The following is a 15,182-nucleotide window of genomic DNA, read 5'->3' on the forward strand; positions in this document are numbered from 1 at the left end:
GACCACCGCACTGCGGGCACTGAAAGGCAACACCCGTGACTGTTGACATCGACAAGACGACGGGTCCGGCCGACACGCCCCCGGCCGGACCGGAGGCCATCAAGGCCATCCCGGTCCGGCACTACGGGCGGTATGTCTCCGCCGTCGTCGCGCTCGCGCTGTTCGGCGCGGTCGTGTACGCGTTCTCCCAGGGCAGGATCAACTGGGACGCGATCCCCGAGTACTTCTTCGACGACCGCGTCCTCAGCGGCGTCGGCAAAACGCTTCTGCTGACCGTCCTGTCCATGGCGATCGGCATCGTCGGCGGCATCCTGCTCGCCGTCATGCGGCTGTCCCGGAACCCGGTGACCTCGTCCATCGCGTGGTTCTACATCTGGTTCTTCCGCGGCACGCCGGTCCTGGTGCAGCTCGTGGTCTGGTTCAACCTGGGCCTCGTCTTCGAGTACATCAACCTCGGGCCGGTCTACAAGGACGAGTGGTCGGACTTCATGACCCCGTTCCTGACCGCGCTGCTCGGCCTCGGCCTCAACGAGGCCGCGTACATGGCGGAGATCTGCCGCGCCGGTCTGCTCGCGGTCGACGAGGGCCAGACCGAGGCGGCGCACGCCCTGGGCATGAGTCACGCCAAGACCCTGCGCCGGATCGTGATCCCGCAGGCGATGCGGGTGATCGTGCCGCCGACGGGCAACGAGGTCATCAACATGCTGAAGACGACCTCGCTGGTGTCCGTGGTCCAGTACTCCGAGCTGTTCCGCGTCGCCCAGGACATCGGCCAGACCTCCGGCGCCCCGGCCGAGATGCTGTTCCTCGCCGCGGCCTGGTACCTGCTGCTGACCTCGGTCTTCAGCGTCGGGCAGTACTACCTTGAGAGGTACTACGCCCGCGGCGCGAGCCGCCAGCTGCCGCCCACGCCGTGGCAGAAGGTGAAGGCCAACATGTTGTCCCTCGGCCGCCCGAAGGGGGGCATGGCATGACCGACAAGCTCAGCAAGACGGACGAGCCCGTCGAGCACTCCACCGTCCCGATGGTCAAGGCCGAGGGCGTCCACAAGTCCTTCGGCCACGTCGAGGTCCTCAAGGGCATCGACCTGGAGGTGAAGACCGGTGAGGTGTTCTGCCTCATCGGCCCCTCCGGCTCCGGCAAGTCGACCTTCCTCCGGTGCATCAACCACCTGGAGAAGATCAACGGCGGCCGGCTGTACGTCGACGGCGAACTGGTCGGCTACCGCCAGAAGGGCGACAAGCTCTACGAGCTGAAGGACAGCGAGGTCGCGCTCAAGCGGCGGGACATCGGCATGGTCTTCCAGCGCTTCAACCTGTTCCCGCACATGACGGCCGTCGAGAACGTCATGGAGGCCCCGGTCCAGGTCAAGGGCAAGAGCAGGACGGAGGCCAGGGAGCGCGCGATGCAGCTCCTGGAGCGGGTGGGCCTGGGCGACAAGGCCGGCAACTACCCCTCGCAGCTCTCCGGCGGCCAGCAGCAGCGCGTGGCCATCGCCCGCGCGCTGGCCATGGACCCGAAGCTCATGCTGTTCGACGAGCCGACCTCGGCGCTCGACCCGGAGCTGGTCGGCGACGTCCTCGACGTCATGCGCGACCTCGCCGAGTCCGGCATGACGATGGTCGTCGTCACCCACGAGATGGGCTTCGCCCGCGAGGTCGGCGACAGCCTGGTCTTCATGGACGGCGGTGTGGTGGTCGAGTCCGGCAACCCGCGTGACGTCCTGACCGACCCGCAGCACGAGCGGACGAAGGCGTTCCTGTCCAAGGTGCTCTAGGCTCCGCCGGGTGGCGCCGCGTTCGCCGGCGCGTGCGTTGTGGCTGGTCACGCAGTTCCCCGCGCCTCTGTGGGGCGCTGAAAGGGGCGGTACGGGATTCCCGTACCGCCCCTTTCGCCTACCCGGCCTACTTCAGCGCCAGCAGCAGCGTGTCCGACGGCGAGCACCACACCGGCCGGGCCTCGGCGAAGCCCTTCTCGCGCAGCACGCGGGCGTGCCAGGCGGCGGACGGCATGTCGCCGTCGGCGTGCTCGCCGTAGATCTCGAAGCGGCGGGCGGTGGGCGCGGCGAGCACCGGGTCCTCGGCGGCCAGCTGCCACCACTCGGCCCAGTCGAGCACGCCGCCGCGCTTGGCCTCGTCCATCCGGGCGTGCCGCAGCGCGCGCTCCGCGGCGTTGATCCGGGGCGTGGTGTCATCGATCATGTGGTCCGCGTTCATGAAGACACCGCCGTCGCGGACCAGCTCCGCGACCTGACCGTAGAGGGCCGCGAGGGGTTCGCTGTGCAACCAGTGGAGGGCGGTCGCGGTGAGGACGGCGTCGTAGGAGCCGTGGGGCAGCTTCGCCGGCCAGTCCGGGTCCTTGAGGTCGGCGGTGACCAGGGTGACCCGGTCGTCGCCCGCGAAGGTGCCCTCGGCGATGGTGAGCAGGGCCGGGTCGAGGTCGACTCCGGTGCTGGTGGCGTCGGGGAAGCGGGCGAGCAGCCGGGCCGTGATGGTGCCGGTGCCGCAGGCGAGGTCGAGTACGCGGGGCGCGCGTCCGACGACGGCCTCGACCATGTCCAGCATGATCCGGAACCGGTCCTCGCGGTCGGGCATGTACCACTCCTGCTGGCGGTCCCAGCTCCGCTGCCAGGCCTGCCAGTCGGTGCCCGTCGCCGTGATGCCCGTGTCCGTCATCGTCGCCCTCCCTGACGTACGCATGCGTAATACCCTGGAAGCACGATCGTCTGTTACCCGACCGCAAGCATGACCATAGAGTGCCCTCGTAAGGACTACAAGTGGAACTGGCCTATTACTCGGATTACGCCGTACGTCTCGTCAACAGCGAGGAGCCGGCCCGGGGCAAGGACTCGCTGACGTCCGTCGAGGCCGTCCGCGGTCTCTTCGTGGAGAACCAGTCGGCGGCCCGGCGCGCCACCGAGGCGGACGTCACCCGCTTCCGCTCGGTCCGGGCCCGGCTGCGCGCGGTCTTCGAGGCGGCCGCCGGCGGCGACGAGACCCTGGCGGTGGACCTGCTGAACTCCCTGCTGCTGGAGTTCCCGGTGAGCCCGCAGATCTCCGGCCACGACTTCCGGGACGAGGACGGCCGCCCGCTGTGGCACATGCACCTCGCCGACCACCCGTCGAACGCGACCGCCGGCTACGCGGCCATCGCGGCGATGGGCCTCGCCTTCCACCTCACCGAGTACGGCGTGGACCGGCTGGGCCTGTGCGAGGCGGCCCCGTGCCGCAACGCCTTCCTCGACACCTCCACCAACCGCTCCCGGCGCTACTGCTCCGACCGCTGTGCCACCCGGGCGAACGTGGCCGCCTACCGCGCCCGCAAGCGCCTGGAGGCGGACCGGTCGCAGAAGACCGGCCTGACCGCCGACAGCGCCCAGCGCAGCACCGCCAGCGGCGAGCGCTGACCCGGCTTGCGCGGCCGGTACCGCCAGCGCACCCGGCCCAGCACCAGCTCCGGCGGGACGGTGCCGTAGTCGGTGCTGTCGCCGCCCGCATACGCGTTGTCCCCGAGCACCCACCAACCGCCGTCGCGCCGCTCCACGGCCCGCTTCACCACCAGCAGGTCCTGCTGGAACGGATGGCGCAGGACGACCACGTCACCGGGGCGGATCCGGGCGCCGTAGCGCACCACGAGCCGGTCCCCGTGGTACAGCGTGGGCACCATCGACGGCCCGGTCACCTCCGCCAGCCCGAAGGGCGCCACCGCCCCCCTGCGCTCGGTCTCCTGCGACAGCTCCCGCATCCCGGCACCTCCCCGTCCGATCCTCCACCAGTCTCAGTCTCACCCGGGACTTTTGTCCTAAGCCCAAGGGGGCACTCGCGAAATCCCGTCCCTCAGGGAGTAATGTCCCACCTGAGAAGACGATCACGAGGAAGGAATGCTCCATGCTTTCCCGCCTGTTTGCCCCCAGGGTCAAGGTCAGCGCGCACTGCGACCTCCCCTGCGGTGTGTACGACCCGGCCCAGGCCCGCATCGAGGCGGAGTCGGTGAAGGCCGTCCAGGAGAAGATGGCCGCCAACGACGACCCGCACTTCCAGGCGCGTGCGACGGTCATCAAGGAGCAGCGCGCGGAGCTTGCCAAGCACCACGTCTCGGTGCTCTGGAGCGACTACTTCAAGCCGCCGCACTTCGAGAAGTACCCGGAGCTCCACCAGCTGGTCAACGACACCCTGAAGGCCCTCTCGGCCGCCAAGGCGTCGACCGACCCGGCCACCGGTCAGAAGGCCCTGGACTACATCGCCCAGATCGACAAGATCTTCTGGGAGACCAAGAAGGCCTGATCCAAGGCCTGCTCCACGACCCGCGATCGGTGCACCATCGCAGGTCACCGGGCATCCCACAGGGGCCGGTCGGAACACCGACCGGCCCCTGTGGCGTCCAACGGGCGCTCTGCGCTCGGGCATTCGCACGGGCGGTGCGGTGCTTCCTTCTACGATCGCGTTCATGACCATCCGTTGGACGTACGCCTTCGTCGACCGCCCCGCCGCCCTCCTCGGCCGGGCCCAGGAGTTCTGGACGGCCGTCACGGACACCCGGCTGTCCGCGCCCCGGGGCGAGAGGGGCGAGTTCGCGACGCTGCTGCCGGGCGGTGGGGCCGACGCCTGTGTGAAGGTGCAGGGCGTGGACTCCGGGGACGGCGGGGCGCATCTCGACTTCGCCGTGGACGACGTGGACGAGTTCGTCGGCAGCGCGCTGCGGCTGGGGGCGCGGACCGTCGCCGAGCACGAGGGCTGGGCCGTCCTGCGGTCGCCGGCCGGGCAGTTGTTCTGCGCCGTGCCGTGGCACGGCGAGTCGGTCCGGCCGCCCGTGGTGCGCGGCAGCCGGCTGGACCAGGTGTGTGTCGACGTCCCGCCGTCGTCCTACGACGCCGAAGTCGCCTTCTGGAGCGGGCTGCTGACCGGCTGGTCGTCCCGGCCGGGGTCCCTGCCGGAGTTCCATGGGGTGGTGCCGCCGGCCGGACTGCCGGTGCGGGTGCTGCTGCAGCGCCTCGGCACCGAGCGGCCGGTCTCCGCCCATCTCGACCTGGCCTGCGCCGACATCGAGGCCACCCGCGCCGAGCACGAACGGCTCGGCGCGGTACGGGTGGCGCGCGGCGCGCACTGGGCGGTGCTGCGGGACCCGGCGGGCGGCACGTACTGCCTCACGGGGCGGGACCCTGAGACGGGCGGGCTGCCCGGGGCGGCCTAGGCCACGTCGGTCCGGACGTCGTCGGCGCCGTCCTGGACGGGCCGGATCACCACCGGCACATCGGCGGTCCCATCCGGAACGGGGCAGCGGGTGACGCGTTCGGCGATCTCCGTGACCCGCTCCAGGCTCGGGCAGTCCAGCAGCCAGTAGCCCGCCGACACCACCTCGGTCGCGTCGTACGGATCGTCGGCGATCACCGTACGGCCGTCCGGACCGCGGGTGACCAGGCGGGTGCGGGCGGGTTCGACCAGACCCTGGGCGTCGACCAGCTCGCCGGTCTCGGCCAGCTCGGCGTTGATCGCACCCATGTAGGCGTACATCGCCTTCAGGTCGTCCTCCGTCCACACCGGGGCGTGCGCGGAGGCCTTGCCGCTCATCGCCTCGTAGTCCGCCTGGGTGCCCTGCACGACGACCAGGTACTTCATGCGTGCGCTCCTCGGTTCAGGGCTTTCTGGCGTGCCCCGGGTGCCGCGCGTGCACGGCGGGGCGCCCGGGCCGCTCCTCGGCGGCTTCGGCGCCCTCCCCGACGTAGGCCTCGCACTTGGGGTTCCGGCACGGGCCCGCCACCCACGTCGGCACCCACGCGCCCAGCGTCTTGTGGCGCCGGACGACCGTTTCGACGGGCTGTCCGCAGACGGGACAGGCGTGTTCTTCGCTGTCCATGTCCTCAGGGTAGGACGCCCGGCGCCGGAGCGCTCCCCGCCGTTCGCCCCTCGTTCACCGCTTCCTGGCGTACGTCCGTACCAGGACGCCGTTGCCGAAGGCGCGCACGGATTCGAGGGTGAACTCGGTGGCGGCGAAGCCGGAGGCGAACATCGGCATGCCGGAGCCGTACACGAGGGGGTACGTCTTGATGACGATCTCGTCGACCTCGTCGATCAGCTCACCGGCGAGCCGCGCGCCGCCGCACAGATAGATGTCCAGCGGGCTGTCCTCGGCCTTCAGCGCGCGGACCCGGCCGACCAGGTCGTCGGCGATGATCTCGACGTTCGGGTCCGGGGACTCGGTGAGGGTGCGGGAGGCGACGTACTCCCGCAGGTGGGCGTACGGGCTGGTGATGCCCTCCTTGAGGGCCAGGTCGTAGCTGGCGCGCCCCTGGATGACGGTGTCGAACCGCTTGTTCGGCAGGTCGTCGATGCCGAGCGCGCGGCGGCCGTGGGTCGCCACGGTCTCCGGATACTCCTCCTTGAGGAAGGTGAGGAACTCCTCTTCGACGAAGAGGAACATGGACGACGCGTCGCCGTCCGGGTCCCCGATGAAACCGTCGAGGGAACAGGCGATGAAGTACGTGAGCTTGCGCAAGCGGGGCTCTTTTCTTTGGCTCTTTCGGTGACTACTCCAGTTGTAGTACTCCAGCTGTAGTGGTTGCAAGGGTGTGGCGAAGATCGGGGAAAGTGGGAGAGGTAGTTCCGCTTGGTCGGTCGGTGGCTCAGCCGCGCGGCTCCCGCCACATCGGCCACATCGTCGGGCCGTCCGGCAGCTCCAGCACCCGGTCGGCCATCACCGCGAAGCCGAGCCGCTCGTAGAGCCGGCGGCTGTCGGCGTTGCTCGCCTCCAGATAGGCGGGCAGGCCCTCGCGGTCGCAGCGGTCGAGGACCGACGCGATGAGCGCGGTACCCAGGCCCTCGCCCCGGCGGTCCGGTGCCACGCCGATCATCCACAGATACTCGTGGGCACGGTCCCCGGGGTGGATCTCCCCGGTGAGCCGGCCGATCAGCTCCACGCGTTCGTTCGCGGGATCGACGGCCGCGCGGACCTGGGCGGGGCCGTCGTCGTCGGCGTGCCCCTCGTCGTCCGGATCGGCCGCGGGCACCGACAGCCACAGCGCACACGCCGAGCCGTCCTCGGTGACATCGACCCGCCCGGCATCGAGCACGATGTCGGTGAAGGCGGCCATGAGCTTGTGGTGGGTACTGCGGAGGTACTCGTCGCCGGGGAAGACCCAGCGGCTGACCGGGTCCTCCCGGAACGCCTCGTCCAGCAACCGGACGACCAGCTCCCGGTCGCCCTCCCCCGCCGCCCGGATCGCCACGCCCATACCCCGCCCCTTCGCCGCAACCTGCCGTGTCCGTACGGCCGTTGAGCCTAACCGGTACGCCGGGCGGGACCGGAGACGGGGCGGGCCCCGCACACCGTGGGGATGTGCGGGACCCCTGGACCGGAGCCCCCGGCCACCGCGCGGGGTCAGGAGCCGCGCGGTCCCGGGGGCGCCGGGGTCTGCGGGGTACGGCGGTCCGAGCCGTACGGGGGTTGGGGGCGGACGGGAGTTGGGGGGCGGACGGCAGGCGGAGGCGGACGGGGTTGGGGCGGGCGGAGGCGGTCGGCCGTCGGAGGCGGGCGGCGGGCGCAGTCGGCGGGGGCCTATCGCCGGCCCCGGCCGTACGGCGGTCGGAGGGTTGCCGCGGACGGCGGACGGAGGACGGCGGACGGCGGGTTGCGGCGGACGGCGGGTTGCGGCGGTCGGAGGCGTACGGCGGTCGAGGCCGCACGCCGCCCGAGCCGTACGGCGGTCTAGGTCGTGCGCCGGGTGACGAACTCGGCGAGGGCCAGCAGGCCGCCCGCCGACTCCGGCTCCGGGATGGCGCGGGCCAGCTCCTGCATCGCCCGGGCCATGTGATCCGCCGCCTGGCCCTGGGCCCAGTCACGGCCGCCCGCCCGCTCCACGGCGAGCACGGTGGGCTCCAGATCCCCGCCGTCGTACGGCACTTCGTACAGCTCAGCGAGTTCCGCCGCGGCCGGGGTGCCGGAGGCCAGCGCGGCGACCACCGGCAGGGACTTCTTGCGGGCGGCGAGATCCGCGCCGGCCGGCTTCCCGGTGCGGCTCGGATCGCCCCATATGCCGATCACGTCGTCGATCAGCTGGAAGGCGAGCCCGGCCTCCCGGCCGAACGCGTCCAGCGCCTCGACGTCCTCGGCGGACGCCCCCGCGTACAACGCGCCCAGCGCGCACGCGCACCCCAGCAGCGCCCCGGTCTTGGCCTCGGCCATGACCAGCACCTCGTCCAGAGCGACCTCGGTGGGGCCACGCCGCTCCAGCGCGGTGTCCGCCTGCTGACCCTCGCAGAGCTCGACCACACAGGCCGCGAGCCGGGCCGCGGCCGCGGCCGACGCCGGATGCGGGTCCTCGGCGAGCAGCCGCAGGGCCAGCGCCTGGAGGGCGTCACCGGCGAGGATGGCGTCGGCGTCGCCGAACACCGTCCACGCGGTGGGACGGTGCCGGCGCGTGGTGTCCCGGTCCATCACATCGTCGTGCAGCAGCGTGAAGTTGTGCACCAGCTCCACCGCCGCGGCCGCCCGCACGGCCGCCGCCTGGCCGCCCGGACCGCCGAGCGCGGCGGCCGCGGCGAGGACCAGCGCGGGCCGGATCGCCTTGCCCGCGTTGCCCGCCGCCGGAGTGCCGTCCGCGTGCTCCCAGCCGAAGTGATAGCGCGCGACCCGGCGCATCGCACCCGGCAACGACTCCACCGCCGCGCGCAGTTCGGGGTCGACCGACGCCCGGGCGCGCTCCAGGATCACCGCCGCCTCGTCCCCGGCGGGCCGGCCCGGCCCGCCGTCCGTGTCGGCCGGGAGGGGACTCCGCCTCTCGCGCGGGTCGACGCCCCGGCGCGGAGCCGCGGGGCGCGGACCGGCGACACCACCGCGTGTCCCGGCGCGGCGCTGCTCGGCCTGCGTCACGGACTCGGTCACGAAATCCCCCTCGCGGGCTGCGCGGACGGTGGCGCGTCCGCTCCGATCGGGCACGTCCCCGGAGGGTGTACCCGCCCTGCCGGGCGGGGACACGGACTCGGGGCGAGAAGGATCACCGCCAGCGGCCGATCTCGACGTTCTCCAGGACGCCGAGGGCGTCCGGGACCAGGACCGCCGCCGAGTAGTACGCCGTCACCAGGTACTTGATGATGGACTGCTCGTTGATGCCCATGAACCGCACCGAGAGGCTCGGTTCGATCTCGTCCGGGATGCCGGACTGGCGGAGGCCGATGACGCCCTGGTCGCCCTCGCCGAGACGCATGGCGATGATGGAGCTGGTGCGGGCCTCGGTGACCGGGATCTTGTTGCACGGGTAGATCGGCACGCCGCGCCAGGTGGGGATGCGGTTGCCGCCGACGTCGATCGTCTCCGGCACCAGGCCCCGCTTGTTCAGCTCGCGGCCGAACGCGGCGATGGCCCGCGGGTGCGCGAGGAACATCTTGGTGCCGCGCCGGCGGCTCAGCAGCTCGTCCATGTCGTCGGGGCTGGGCACGCCGTCGTGCGGCTGGATCCGCTGGTCGTACTCGCAGTTGTGGAGCAGACCGAACTCGCGGTTGTTGATCAGCTCGTGCTCCTGGCGCTCCTTCAGCGCCTCCACGGTGAGCCGGATCTGCTGCTCGGTCTGGTTCATCGGCTGGTTGTAGAGGTCCGCCACGCGCGTGTGGATGCGCAGCACGGTCTGGGCGATGCTCAGTTCGTACTCGCGGGGCCGGGCCTCGTAGTCGACGAAGGTGTGCGGGATGTCCGGCTCACCGGTGTGGCCGGCCTCCAGGTCGATCTCCTTCTCGCCGTACTTGTTGGTGCGCTGCCGGGGCAGCGAGCGCCGCTGCTCCAGATGGCCCTGGAGCGAGTCGGAGCGCTCCGCGACCTGCTCGAAGTCCTGCCGGGACAGCATGAGGACGGTGCACGCGGTGATCGCGCGGGCCGTGTACTCCCAGATGGCGTCCGCGTCGAGCAGCGCCTGGTCGCCCAGGTAGGCACCGTCGGCGAGGACACCGAGGCTCTCGTCGTCGCCGTAGGGGCCGGTGCCGATCTTCTCCACCCTGCCGTGCGCGAGGAGGTAGACGGCGTCGGTCTGGCTGCCGAAGGAGGCGATCACCTCGCCCGCCCCGAACTCCCGCTGCTCGCAGCGCCGGGCCAGCTCCGCCAGCACCTCCTCGTCCTCGTACGACCGCAGCGCGGGCAGCTCGCAGAGCTCGGCGGGGATGACCTCGACGCGGTCACCGGTCTTCACGAAGGTGATGCGCCCATCGCCCACCGCGAAGGTCAGCCGTCGGTTCACCCGGTACGTGCCGCCCTGCACGTCCACCCAGGGCAGCATCCGCAGCAGCCAGCGCGAGCTGATCTCCTGCATCTGGGGAACGGACTTGGTGGTGGTGGCCAGGTTCCGCGCGGCAGCCGTGCCGAGGCTCTGCTGCGGCCTGCTCTGTTCCGTGCGGACCTCTTCGCCTACCGACATAGAAAATTGCCCTCCCGGTCATGCCTGGCAGCGATCTGCGCCGGGCACCGATCTCGCGATCTCCCGACCAAGCCTTCCATCACGCAACGTGGTCGTGCTATTACCCGAAAGAGCGGGAATGGATCATCGTCGGCTGGGCACACATAGGGACCTTTCCTGGCATCCCGCAGGCGCGCGCCGCCGGAAGCGCGCTGTCCGGATCGGCTCGCACGCTGTGCGAATGCGTGATTCCGTGGTGTCACACTCCGTACAAGCAGCGGTACGGACGGTCGTGACGGGCGGCCGTCACGGACCCTGCGAAAGGGGGCTCACATGGCCTCACCGATGTCCGCGGACCGGTTCCTCAAAGTGCTGCGCGCGGAAGGCGTCAAGGTCGTCGAGGTCGGCGACTGGGAGCACCACAACCGCAATCACGTGGGCCCGTGGGGCCCCGTTCACGGCGTGATGATCCACCACACGGTGACCCGGGGCAGCAAGGTCACCGTGGACCTGTGCCGGAAAGGCCACGCCAACCTGCCGGGGCCGCTGTGCCACGGCGTCATCACCAAGGACGGAACCGTCCACCTCGTCGGCTACGGCCGGGCCAACCACGCCGGCGGTGGCGACGACGACGTCCTGCGCGCGGTGATCGACGAGAGACCGCTGCCGAAGGACAACGAGACCAACACGGACGGGAACCGGCACTTCTACGGCTTCGAGTGCGAGAACCTCGGCGATGGCGAGGATCCCTGGCCCGCGGCCCAGCTGGAGGCCGTCGAACGGGCCGCCGCGGCGATCTGCCGCCACCACGGATGGACGGAGCGGTCGGTCATCGGGCACAAGGAATGGCAGCCCGGGAAAGTGGATCCGCGCGGGTTCACCATGGAGTCGATGCGGAAGCGGATCGGGGACCGGCTGACGTAAGGGCGCCTGATGTGACGCCGCAGGGGTGACAATGGTGCCGTGACCAGCAACGACGCCCTCGCCGCCCTGGGTCCGAGGCTTCCCTCCCCAGTGCAGGAAGTGCGGGACGACCGGTTCTCCCGCCATGGCGTGCGACTGCTGCTCAAGCGCGACGACCTCATCCACCCCGACCTGATCGGCAACAAGTGGCGCAAGCTCGCGCCCAACCTCGCGGCGGCGGACGGTCGGCCGATCGTCACCTTCGGCGGCGCGTACTCCCACCATCTGCGTGCCACCGCCGCCGCGGGCCGCCTGCTCGGCGTACCCACCATCGGCGTGGTGCGCGGCGACGAACTGGCCGACCGCCCCCTCAACCCGTCGCTGGCCCGCTGCGTGGCCGACGGGATGCGGCTGCACTTCGTCACCAGAACGGAGTATCGCCACAAAAAGGATCCGGACACCCTCGCACGCATCCTCCGCGCGACCGGCACCGAGGACGCCTATGTCGTCCCCGAGGGCGGCAGCAACGCCCTGGCCGTCCACGGCTGCCTGGCCCTCGGCGAGGAACTGCGCGGGCAGGCGGACGTGGTCGCGGTGGCCTGCGGGACCGGGGGCACGCTGGCCGGGCTGGCGGCGGGGGTGGGGCCGGGGCAGCGGGTGCTGGGCATACCCGTGCTGAAGGGCGGCTTTCTCGGTGACGAGATACGGGCGCTGCAGGAGGCGGCGTTCGGGGGGCCGCGGGGGGAATGGTGGCTGGACGAGCGCTTTCACTTCGGTGGGTATGCGCGGACGACTCCGGAACTGCATGCGTTCGCTGAGGAGTTCGAGGAGCGGCATGCGGTGGGCGTGGAGCGTCTCTATGTCGCCAAGATGCTGTACGGGCTCTTCACTCTGGTGGAACAGGGGTCCTTCGCCGAGGGCACGGTGGTGGCGGCCGTGTTGACCGGGGCTCCTTAGCGCCCCCTGCGGCCGACTTTACGGACGGCCCTCTTCTTGCCCAGCAGTTTCTGGGCTTTGAACTTCTTGCCCATGGCGGTGTAGGCGTCGGCAAGGGCCCTGGTCGTGCGCTGGGTGTCCCGGTGGTCGTCGCCGAGTACCCGGCGCTGGCGGGCCCGTACGTCCTCCAGCAGCTCGGCCGCCTGCGGGTACGCGCGCAGTTCGTACAGGGTGACGGCGAGGCCGAAACCGGACGCGAGCGTGCTGGGGTGGTCGGGGCCGGAGACGCGGCTACGCCGTGTCAGGACGTCCTCCGCCAGACGGCGTGCCTCTCGGTAGAGACCGGTCTTGTAATGGATCGCGCTCAGGCTGTGGGCATAGTCCAGGCAGCCTGGATGGTCCTCGCCGAGGACGCGCCGCGCGCGCTCCAGCGTGTCCTCCAGCAGACGACGCCCCTCCGCGAAATCGCCCACCTCGACCTGGGTGCGAGCCAGCGCGTCGGCGCACGCCAGGGTGTCGGGATGGTCGGCTCCGTGAACGCGGCGATGACGGGCGAGAGCGTCGAGCTGCGACTGGCGCGCCTCCTCGAACGCGTTCATCCGGTACAGCGCCTCGCCCAGGCAGTAGCTCACGTGCAGCGTGGTCGGATGGTCGTCGCCGAGGGTGTCGCGGCACTGCCGCAGCACCGTGTCGAGCAGGCGACGAGCCGCCGACAGCTCGTCCAGCTCCGTCAGGGTCATTCCGACGTGGGCAGCGGCCAGGAAGGTCAAGGGGTGGTCGTCCCCCAGGACGCGACGGCAGCGAGCGAGGGTGTCCTCGTGCAGGGCCCGCGCCTCGGCGTACCGTCCCAGCGCGTCGAGATTGACCCCCTGGTTGAGGGCGGACTGGAAGGTATCCGGGTGATCGTCGCCGAGAATCCGACGGCGACGGGCGAGAGTGTCCTCGTTGATCAGCAGCGCCTTCGCGTCGTCGCCGAGCTGACCCAGGATCACCGCGAGGTCGTTGGCCGACTTGAGCGTGTCCACGTGATCGTCACCGAGCGTGCGCCGCCGCCGTTCCAGCGCGTCCTCGATGAGGGGCCGTGCGCCCCGCAGATCCCCGAGGTCCGCCGTCGCATGCCCCAGGTACTGCCTGCACGTCAGGGCATCGGGATGGTCGGGGCCCAGCACAGCGGTCCACGACTCGAGCAGCTGTGTGGCGAGTTCCAGCGCCGACCGGGCCTGGCCGCTGCGGAGCAGGAAGTGCATCCCACCCCGCAGCGTCGGCCGCAGCTCGTGCCGCGCGGTGACGTCGAGGTGCCGCGCGGTGAGGTGAGAGATCAGACTCGCCCAGGCCGGCCAGTTCTCGGGCCGCTCCTCGTCGCCTGCCGTGACGCCGGCCAGGACGGCCGCCGCGTCGTCGCGGACCGCGTTCGCCTGCTCTCCCTCGACCTGGTCCCGCAGCACCGCCTGCGTCAGCCGGTGGATCTGGAACGCCTCGTGATCGATGCGGGCCAGACCGAAGCGGCTCAGCGCCGACAGGGCCGCCTGGAGCCACATCGGGTCCGCCGGGTCCCCCGGGATCGTCGTCAGCCGGGGCCGTGCCTCCTCCAGCCACGCCGTGGGGATCGGCTCGGGTCCCAGGAAGGCGGCCAGTCGGAGCAGCGCCGCCGCCTCGGGACGGTCCTCCGCCAGGCCCTCCGTCGCGATGCCCACGGTGGCGGCCAGGGACGCCGGATAGCCGGGGACCTCGCCCTCCTGGAGGATCCGCGCGGTGCTCTCCGTCAGCAGCCGGCGATAGCGGTCCACCGTCATGCCGTTGCCGATCACACCGGCGGCCTGGGCGAGGGCCAGCGGCAGGTCGCCGAGGTCCTGGGCCAGGGCGCGGGCCTGTTCCTCGGGGATGCCGGGGATGCGTTTGCCGAGGTAGGCGAGGGAGTCCTCGCGGGTGAAGACGTCCAGGGCCAACGGGTGGGCGATGTCCCGCCAGTTGGGGTTGCGGGAGGTGATCAGGACGTGGCCGGGGCCCTCGGGGAGCCAGTTCTCCACCACGGCGGGGTTCTCGGCGTTGTCCAGGATGATCAGCCAGCGCGGCCGGTCGCGCAGATGCTGCAGCAGCGTACGGGCGTTGTGCTCCGCGCTGGCCTCGGGGTTGGCGACGCCGACCCGGTCCGCCAGCTCGGTGTAGTGGACGGGGAGTTGGTCGGCCTGTTCCGCGTCGATCCACCAGACCAGGTCGTACTGGCCGGCGAAGCGGTGGGCGTACTCCAGGGCGATCTGGCTCTTGCCGATGCCGCCCAGCCCGTGGAGCGCGTACGCGGCGGTGTCGCGGCTGCCGAGCAGCCCCTCCCGCAGGGCGACGAGCACCGCCTCCCGGCCGGAGAAGTCGGCGTTCTTCCGGCGGACGTTCCACACCTCGGCCCGCTTGGTGCTGTCCGGCAGCCGGGGTTTCACCTCCTTGGCCGTCCCGGTCTTCGGCTGCTGCGGCTTCTGCGTCGGGGCCGCGGCACCGCCCGGGAACGGCGGCGGGGCGCTCGGCCGGCCGCCTCCGTCGACCGCCGCCAGCAGCGCCGCGCGGGCGCCCTCCTCGTCCAGCCCGTGGAGGTCCTTGCGGATCCTGGTGGCGAGCATCGCGGGGATGTCGTGGTTGGTGAGCGGTTCGACGGCGAGCGGGATGACGCGGTCCCGGCGGGCGACGGCGGCGGTCCACTCCTCGCGGGTCCACCGGCCCGGTTCGAAGTACGACTTGGAGAACAGCGCCACCACCGCGTCGGCCCGCCGCAGGCCCTCGTCCATGCGCTGCACGAAGTCGTCGCCGGTGCGCCAGTCCCACACGTCGAGCATGACCTGGTGGCCGTGCTGCTCCAGGTGATAGCCCACCCACTCGGCCCAGGAGCGGTCGGCGCCCGCGTAACTGATGAAGTACCGCTGTGTGGTGCCGGTCACCGAGCCCCCCGAGTCACCAAGTCCCGTTCGTGTCCTGCGTGATG

The 15,182-nt window shown here is 71.4% G+C and carries 16 protein-coding genes; 7 read left to right on the forward strand and 9 right to left on the reverse strand.

All coding sequences use genetic code 11. The features are described 5' to 3' along the window. The first annotated feature begins 35 nt into the window (after nucleotides 1-35). Together ACZ42A_RS32770 and ACZ42A_RS32775 are read left to right on the forward strand one after the other, a co-directional pair. The gene (locus ACZ42A_RS32770) at nucleotides 36-974 is read left to right on the forward strand and encodes an amino acid ABC transporter permease (RefSeq protein ID WP_468530938.1); all 939 of its coding nucleotides are present in this window, start codon (nucleotides 36-38) and stop codon (nucleotides 972-974) included. Continuing rightward, on the forward strand, nucleotides 971-1,777 hold the full coding sequence (locus tag ACZ42A_RS32775; protein ID WP_468530939.1) for an amino acid ABC transporter ATP-binding protein: 807 nt from the start codon (nucleotides 971-973) through the stop codon (nucleotides 1,775-1,777). Before ACZ42A_RS32770 ends, ACZ42A_RS32775 begins: the two co-directional genes overlap by 4 nt. A 127-nt stretch (nucleotides 1,778-1,904) precedes the next feature. On the opposite strand, the gene ACZ42A_RS32780 is transcribed toward ACZ42A_RS32775, so the two are convergent. Further along, nucleotides 1,905-2,675 (reverse strand): class I SAM-dependent methyltransferase, encoded by a 771-nt coding sequence (locus ACZ42A_RS32780; protein ID WP_468530940.1) that lies wholly within the window; start codon nucleotides 2,673-2,675, stop codon nucleotides 1,905-1,907. Nucleotides 2,676-2,776: 101 nt separating this feature from the next. On the opposite strand from ACZ42A_RS32780, the gene ACZ42A_RS32785 reads away from it, so the two are divergent. After that, nucleotides 2,777-3,406: a CGNR zinc finger domain-containing protein gene (locus ACZ42A_RS32785; protein WP_468530941.1), complete on the forward strand. Its 630-nt coding sequence runs from the start codon at nucleotides 2,777-2,779 to the stop codon at nucleotides 3,404-3,406. Here the strand turns inward: ACZ42A_RS32785 and sodX are convergent. Further along, nucleotides 3,310-3,744: a nickel-type superoxide dismutase maturation protease gene (gene sodX, locus ACZ42A_RS32790; RefSeq protein ID WP_468530942.1), complete on the reverse strand. Its 435-nt coding sequence runs from the start codon at nucleotides 3,742-3,744 to the stop codon at nucleotides 3,310-3,312. The two genes, ACZ42A_RS32785 and sodX, sit on opposite strands and share 97 nt — an antisense overlap. Nucleotides 3,745-3,887: 143 nt before the next feature. Between sodX and sodN the strand changes: the two genes are divergently transcribed. Together sodN and ACZ42A_RS32800 are read left to right on the forward strand one after the other, a co-directional pair. Further along, on the forward strand, nucleotides 3,888-4,283 hold the full coding sequence (sodN, locus tag ACZ42A_RS32795) for a superoxide dismutase, Ni (RefSeq protein WP_166002256.1): 396 nt from the start codon (nucleotides 3,888-3,890) through the stop codon (nucleotides 4,281-4,283). A 163-nt stretch (nucleotides 4,284-4,446) separates the two neighbouring features. Further along, nucleotides 4,447-5,190, forward strand: coding sequence for a VOC family protein (locus tag ACZ42A_RS32800; RefSeq protein WP_468530943.1), 744 nt, complete (start codon nucleotides 4,447-4,449; stop codon nucleotides 5,188-5,190). Here ACZ42A_RS32800 and ACZ42A_RS32805 read toward each other — a convergent pair. The 6 genes from ACZ42A_RS32805 to ACZ42A_RS32830 form a co-directional block, all read right to left on the reverse strand. Further along, the gene (locus ACZ42A_RS32805) at nucleotides 5,187-5,615 is read right to left on the reverse strand and encodes a YciI family protein (protein ID WP_468530944.1); all 429 of its coding nucleotides are present in this window, start codon (nucleotides 5,613-5,615) and stop codon (nucleotides 5,187-5,189) included. The two genes, ACZ42A_RS32800 and ACZ42A_RS32805, sit on opposite strands and share 4 nt — an antisense overlap. A 16-nt stretch (nucleotides 5,616-5,631) precedes the next feature. Beyond that, nucleotides 5,632-5,853, reverse strand: a complete 222-nt coding sequence (locus ACZ42A_RS32810; protein ID WP_468530945.1) for a hypothetical protein — start codon at nucleotides 5,851-5,853, stop codon at nucleotides 5,632-5,634. 54 nt (nucleotides 5,854-5,907) lie between these two features. Continuing rightward, entirely contained in the window at nucleotides 5,908-6,492 is a 585-nt protein-coding gene (locus ACZ42A_RS32815) for a dihydrofolate reductase family protein (RefSeq protein ID WP_468530946.1), read from the reverse strand. 127 nt (nucleotides 6,493-6,619) lie between these two features. Then, nucleotides 6,620-7,228: a GNAT family N-acetyltransferase gene (locus ACZ42A_RS32820; protein WP_468530947.1), complete on the reverse strand. Its 609-nt coding sequence runs from the start codon at nucleotides 7,226-7,228 to the stop codon at nucleotides 6,620-6,622. 473 nt (nucleotides 7,229-7,701) lie between these two features. After that, entirely contained in the window at nucleotides 7,702-8,877 is a 1,176-nt protein-coding gene (locus tag ACZ42A_RS32825) for a family 2 encapsulin nanocompartment cargo protein polyprenyl transferase (RefSeq protein ID WP_468530948.1), read from the reverse strand. 112 nt (nucleotides 8,878-8,989) lie between these two features. Continuing rightward, nucleotides 8,990-10,396 carry a family 2B encapsulin nanocompartment shell protein gene (locus tag ACZ42A_RS32830; protein WP_468530949.1) on the reverse strand — a complete coding sequence of 469 codons (1,407 nt, stop codon included), beginning with the start codon at nucleotides 10,394-10,396 and terminating at the stop codon, nucleotides 8,990-8,992. A gap of 312 nt (nucleotides 10,397-10,708) precedes the next feature. Here ACZ42A_RS32830 and ACZ42A_RS32835 point away from each other — a divergent pair, with 312 nt between their 5' ends. Further along, the gene (locus ACZ42A_RS32835) at nucleotides 10,709-11,299 is read left to right on the forward strand and encodes an N-acetylmuramoyl-L-alanine amidase (protein ID WP_468530950.1); all 591 of its coding nucleotides are present in this window, start codon (nucleotides 10,709-10,711) and stop codon (nucleotides 11,297-11,299) included. Between the two features lie 39 nt (nucleotides 11,300-11,338). Continuing rightward, a complete protein-coding gene (locus ACZ42A_RS32840; protein WP_468530951.1) occupies nucleotides 11,339-12,235 on the forward strand; it encodes a 1-aminocyclopropane-1-carboxylate deaminase/D-cysteine desulfhydrase in 897 nt (298 codons plus the stop codon). Here the strand turns inward: ACZ42A_RS32840 and fxsT are convergent. Further along, on the reverse strand, nucleotides 12,232-15,138 hold the full coding sequence (gene fxsT / locus ACZ42A_RS32845; protein ID WP_468530952.1) for an FxSxx-COOH system tetratricopeptide repeat protein: 2,907 nt from the start codon (nucleotides 15,136-15,138) through the stop codon (nucleotides 12,232-12,234). The two genes, ACZ42A_RS32840 and fxsT, sit on opposite strands and share 4 nt — an antisense overlap. Nucleotides 15,139-15,182 lie beyond the last annotated feature (44 nt).

The organism is Streptomyces sp. NPDC030838, assembly GCF_055572035.1.

Excerpts from the sequence above, each read along its gene's own strand:
- ACZ42A_RS32775 (WP_468530939.1), top strand. The coding sequence starts at position 971 with ATGACCGACAAGCTCAGCAAGACGGACGAGCCCGTCGAGCACTCCACC.
- ACZ42A_RS32780 (WP_468530940.1), bottom strand. The coding sequence starts at position 2,675 with ATGACGGACACGGGCATCACGGCGACGGGCACCGACTGGCAGGCCTGG.
- sodX (WP_468530942.1), bottom strand. The coding sequence starts at position 3,744 with ATGCGGGAGCTGTCGCAGGAGACCGAGCGCAGGGGGGCGGTGGCGCCC.
- sodN (WP_166002256.1), top strand. The coding sequence starts at position 3,888 with ATGCTTTCCCGCCTGTTTGCCCCCAGGGTCAAGGTCAGCGCGCACTGC.
- ACZ42A_RS32800 (WP_468530943.1), top strand. The coding sequence starts at position 4,447 with ATGACCATCCGTTGGACGTACGCCTTCGTCGACCGCCCCGCCGCCCTC.
- ACZ42A_RS32805 (WP_468530944.1), bottom strand. The coding sequence starts at position 5,615 with ATGAAGTACCTGGTCGTCGTGCAGGGCACCCAGGCGGACTACGAGGCG.
- ACZ42A_RS32810 (WP_468530945.1), bottom strand. The coding sequence starts at position 5,853 with ATGGACAGCGAAGAACACGCCTGTCCCGTCTGCGGACAGCCCGTCGAA.
- ACZ42A_RS32820 (WP_468530947.1), bottom strand. The coding sequence starts at position 7,228 with ATGGGCGTGGCGATCCGGGCGGCGGGGGAGGGCGACCGGGAGCTGGTC.
- ACZ42A_RS32830 (WP_468530949.1), bottom strand. The coding sequence starts at position 10,396 with ATGTCGGTAGGCGAAGAGGTCCGCACGGAACAGAGCAGGCCGCAGCAG.
- ACZ42A_RS32835 (WP_468530950.1), top strand. The coding sequence starts at position 10,709 with ATGGCCTCACCGATGTCCGCGGACCGGTTCCTCAAAGTGCTGCGCGCG.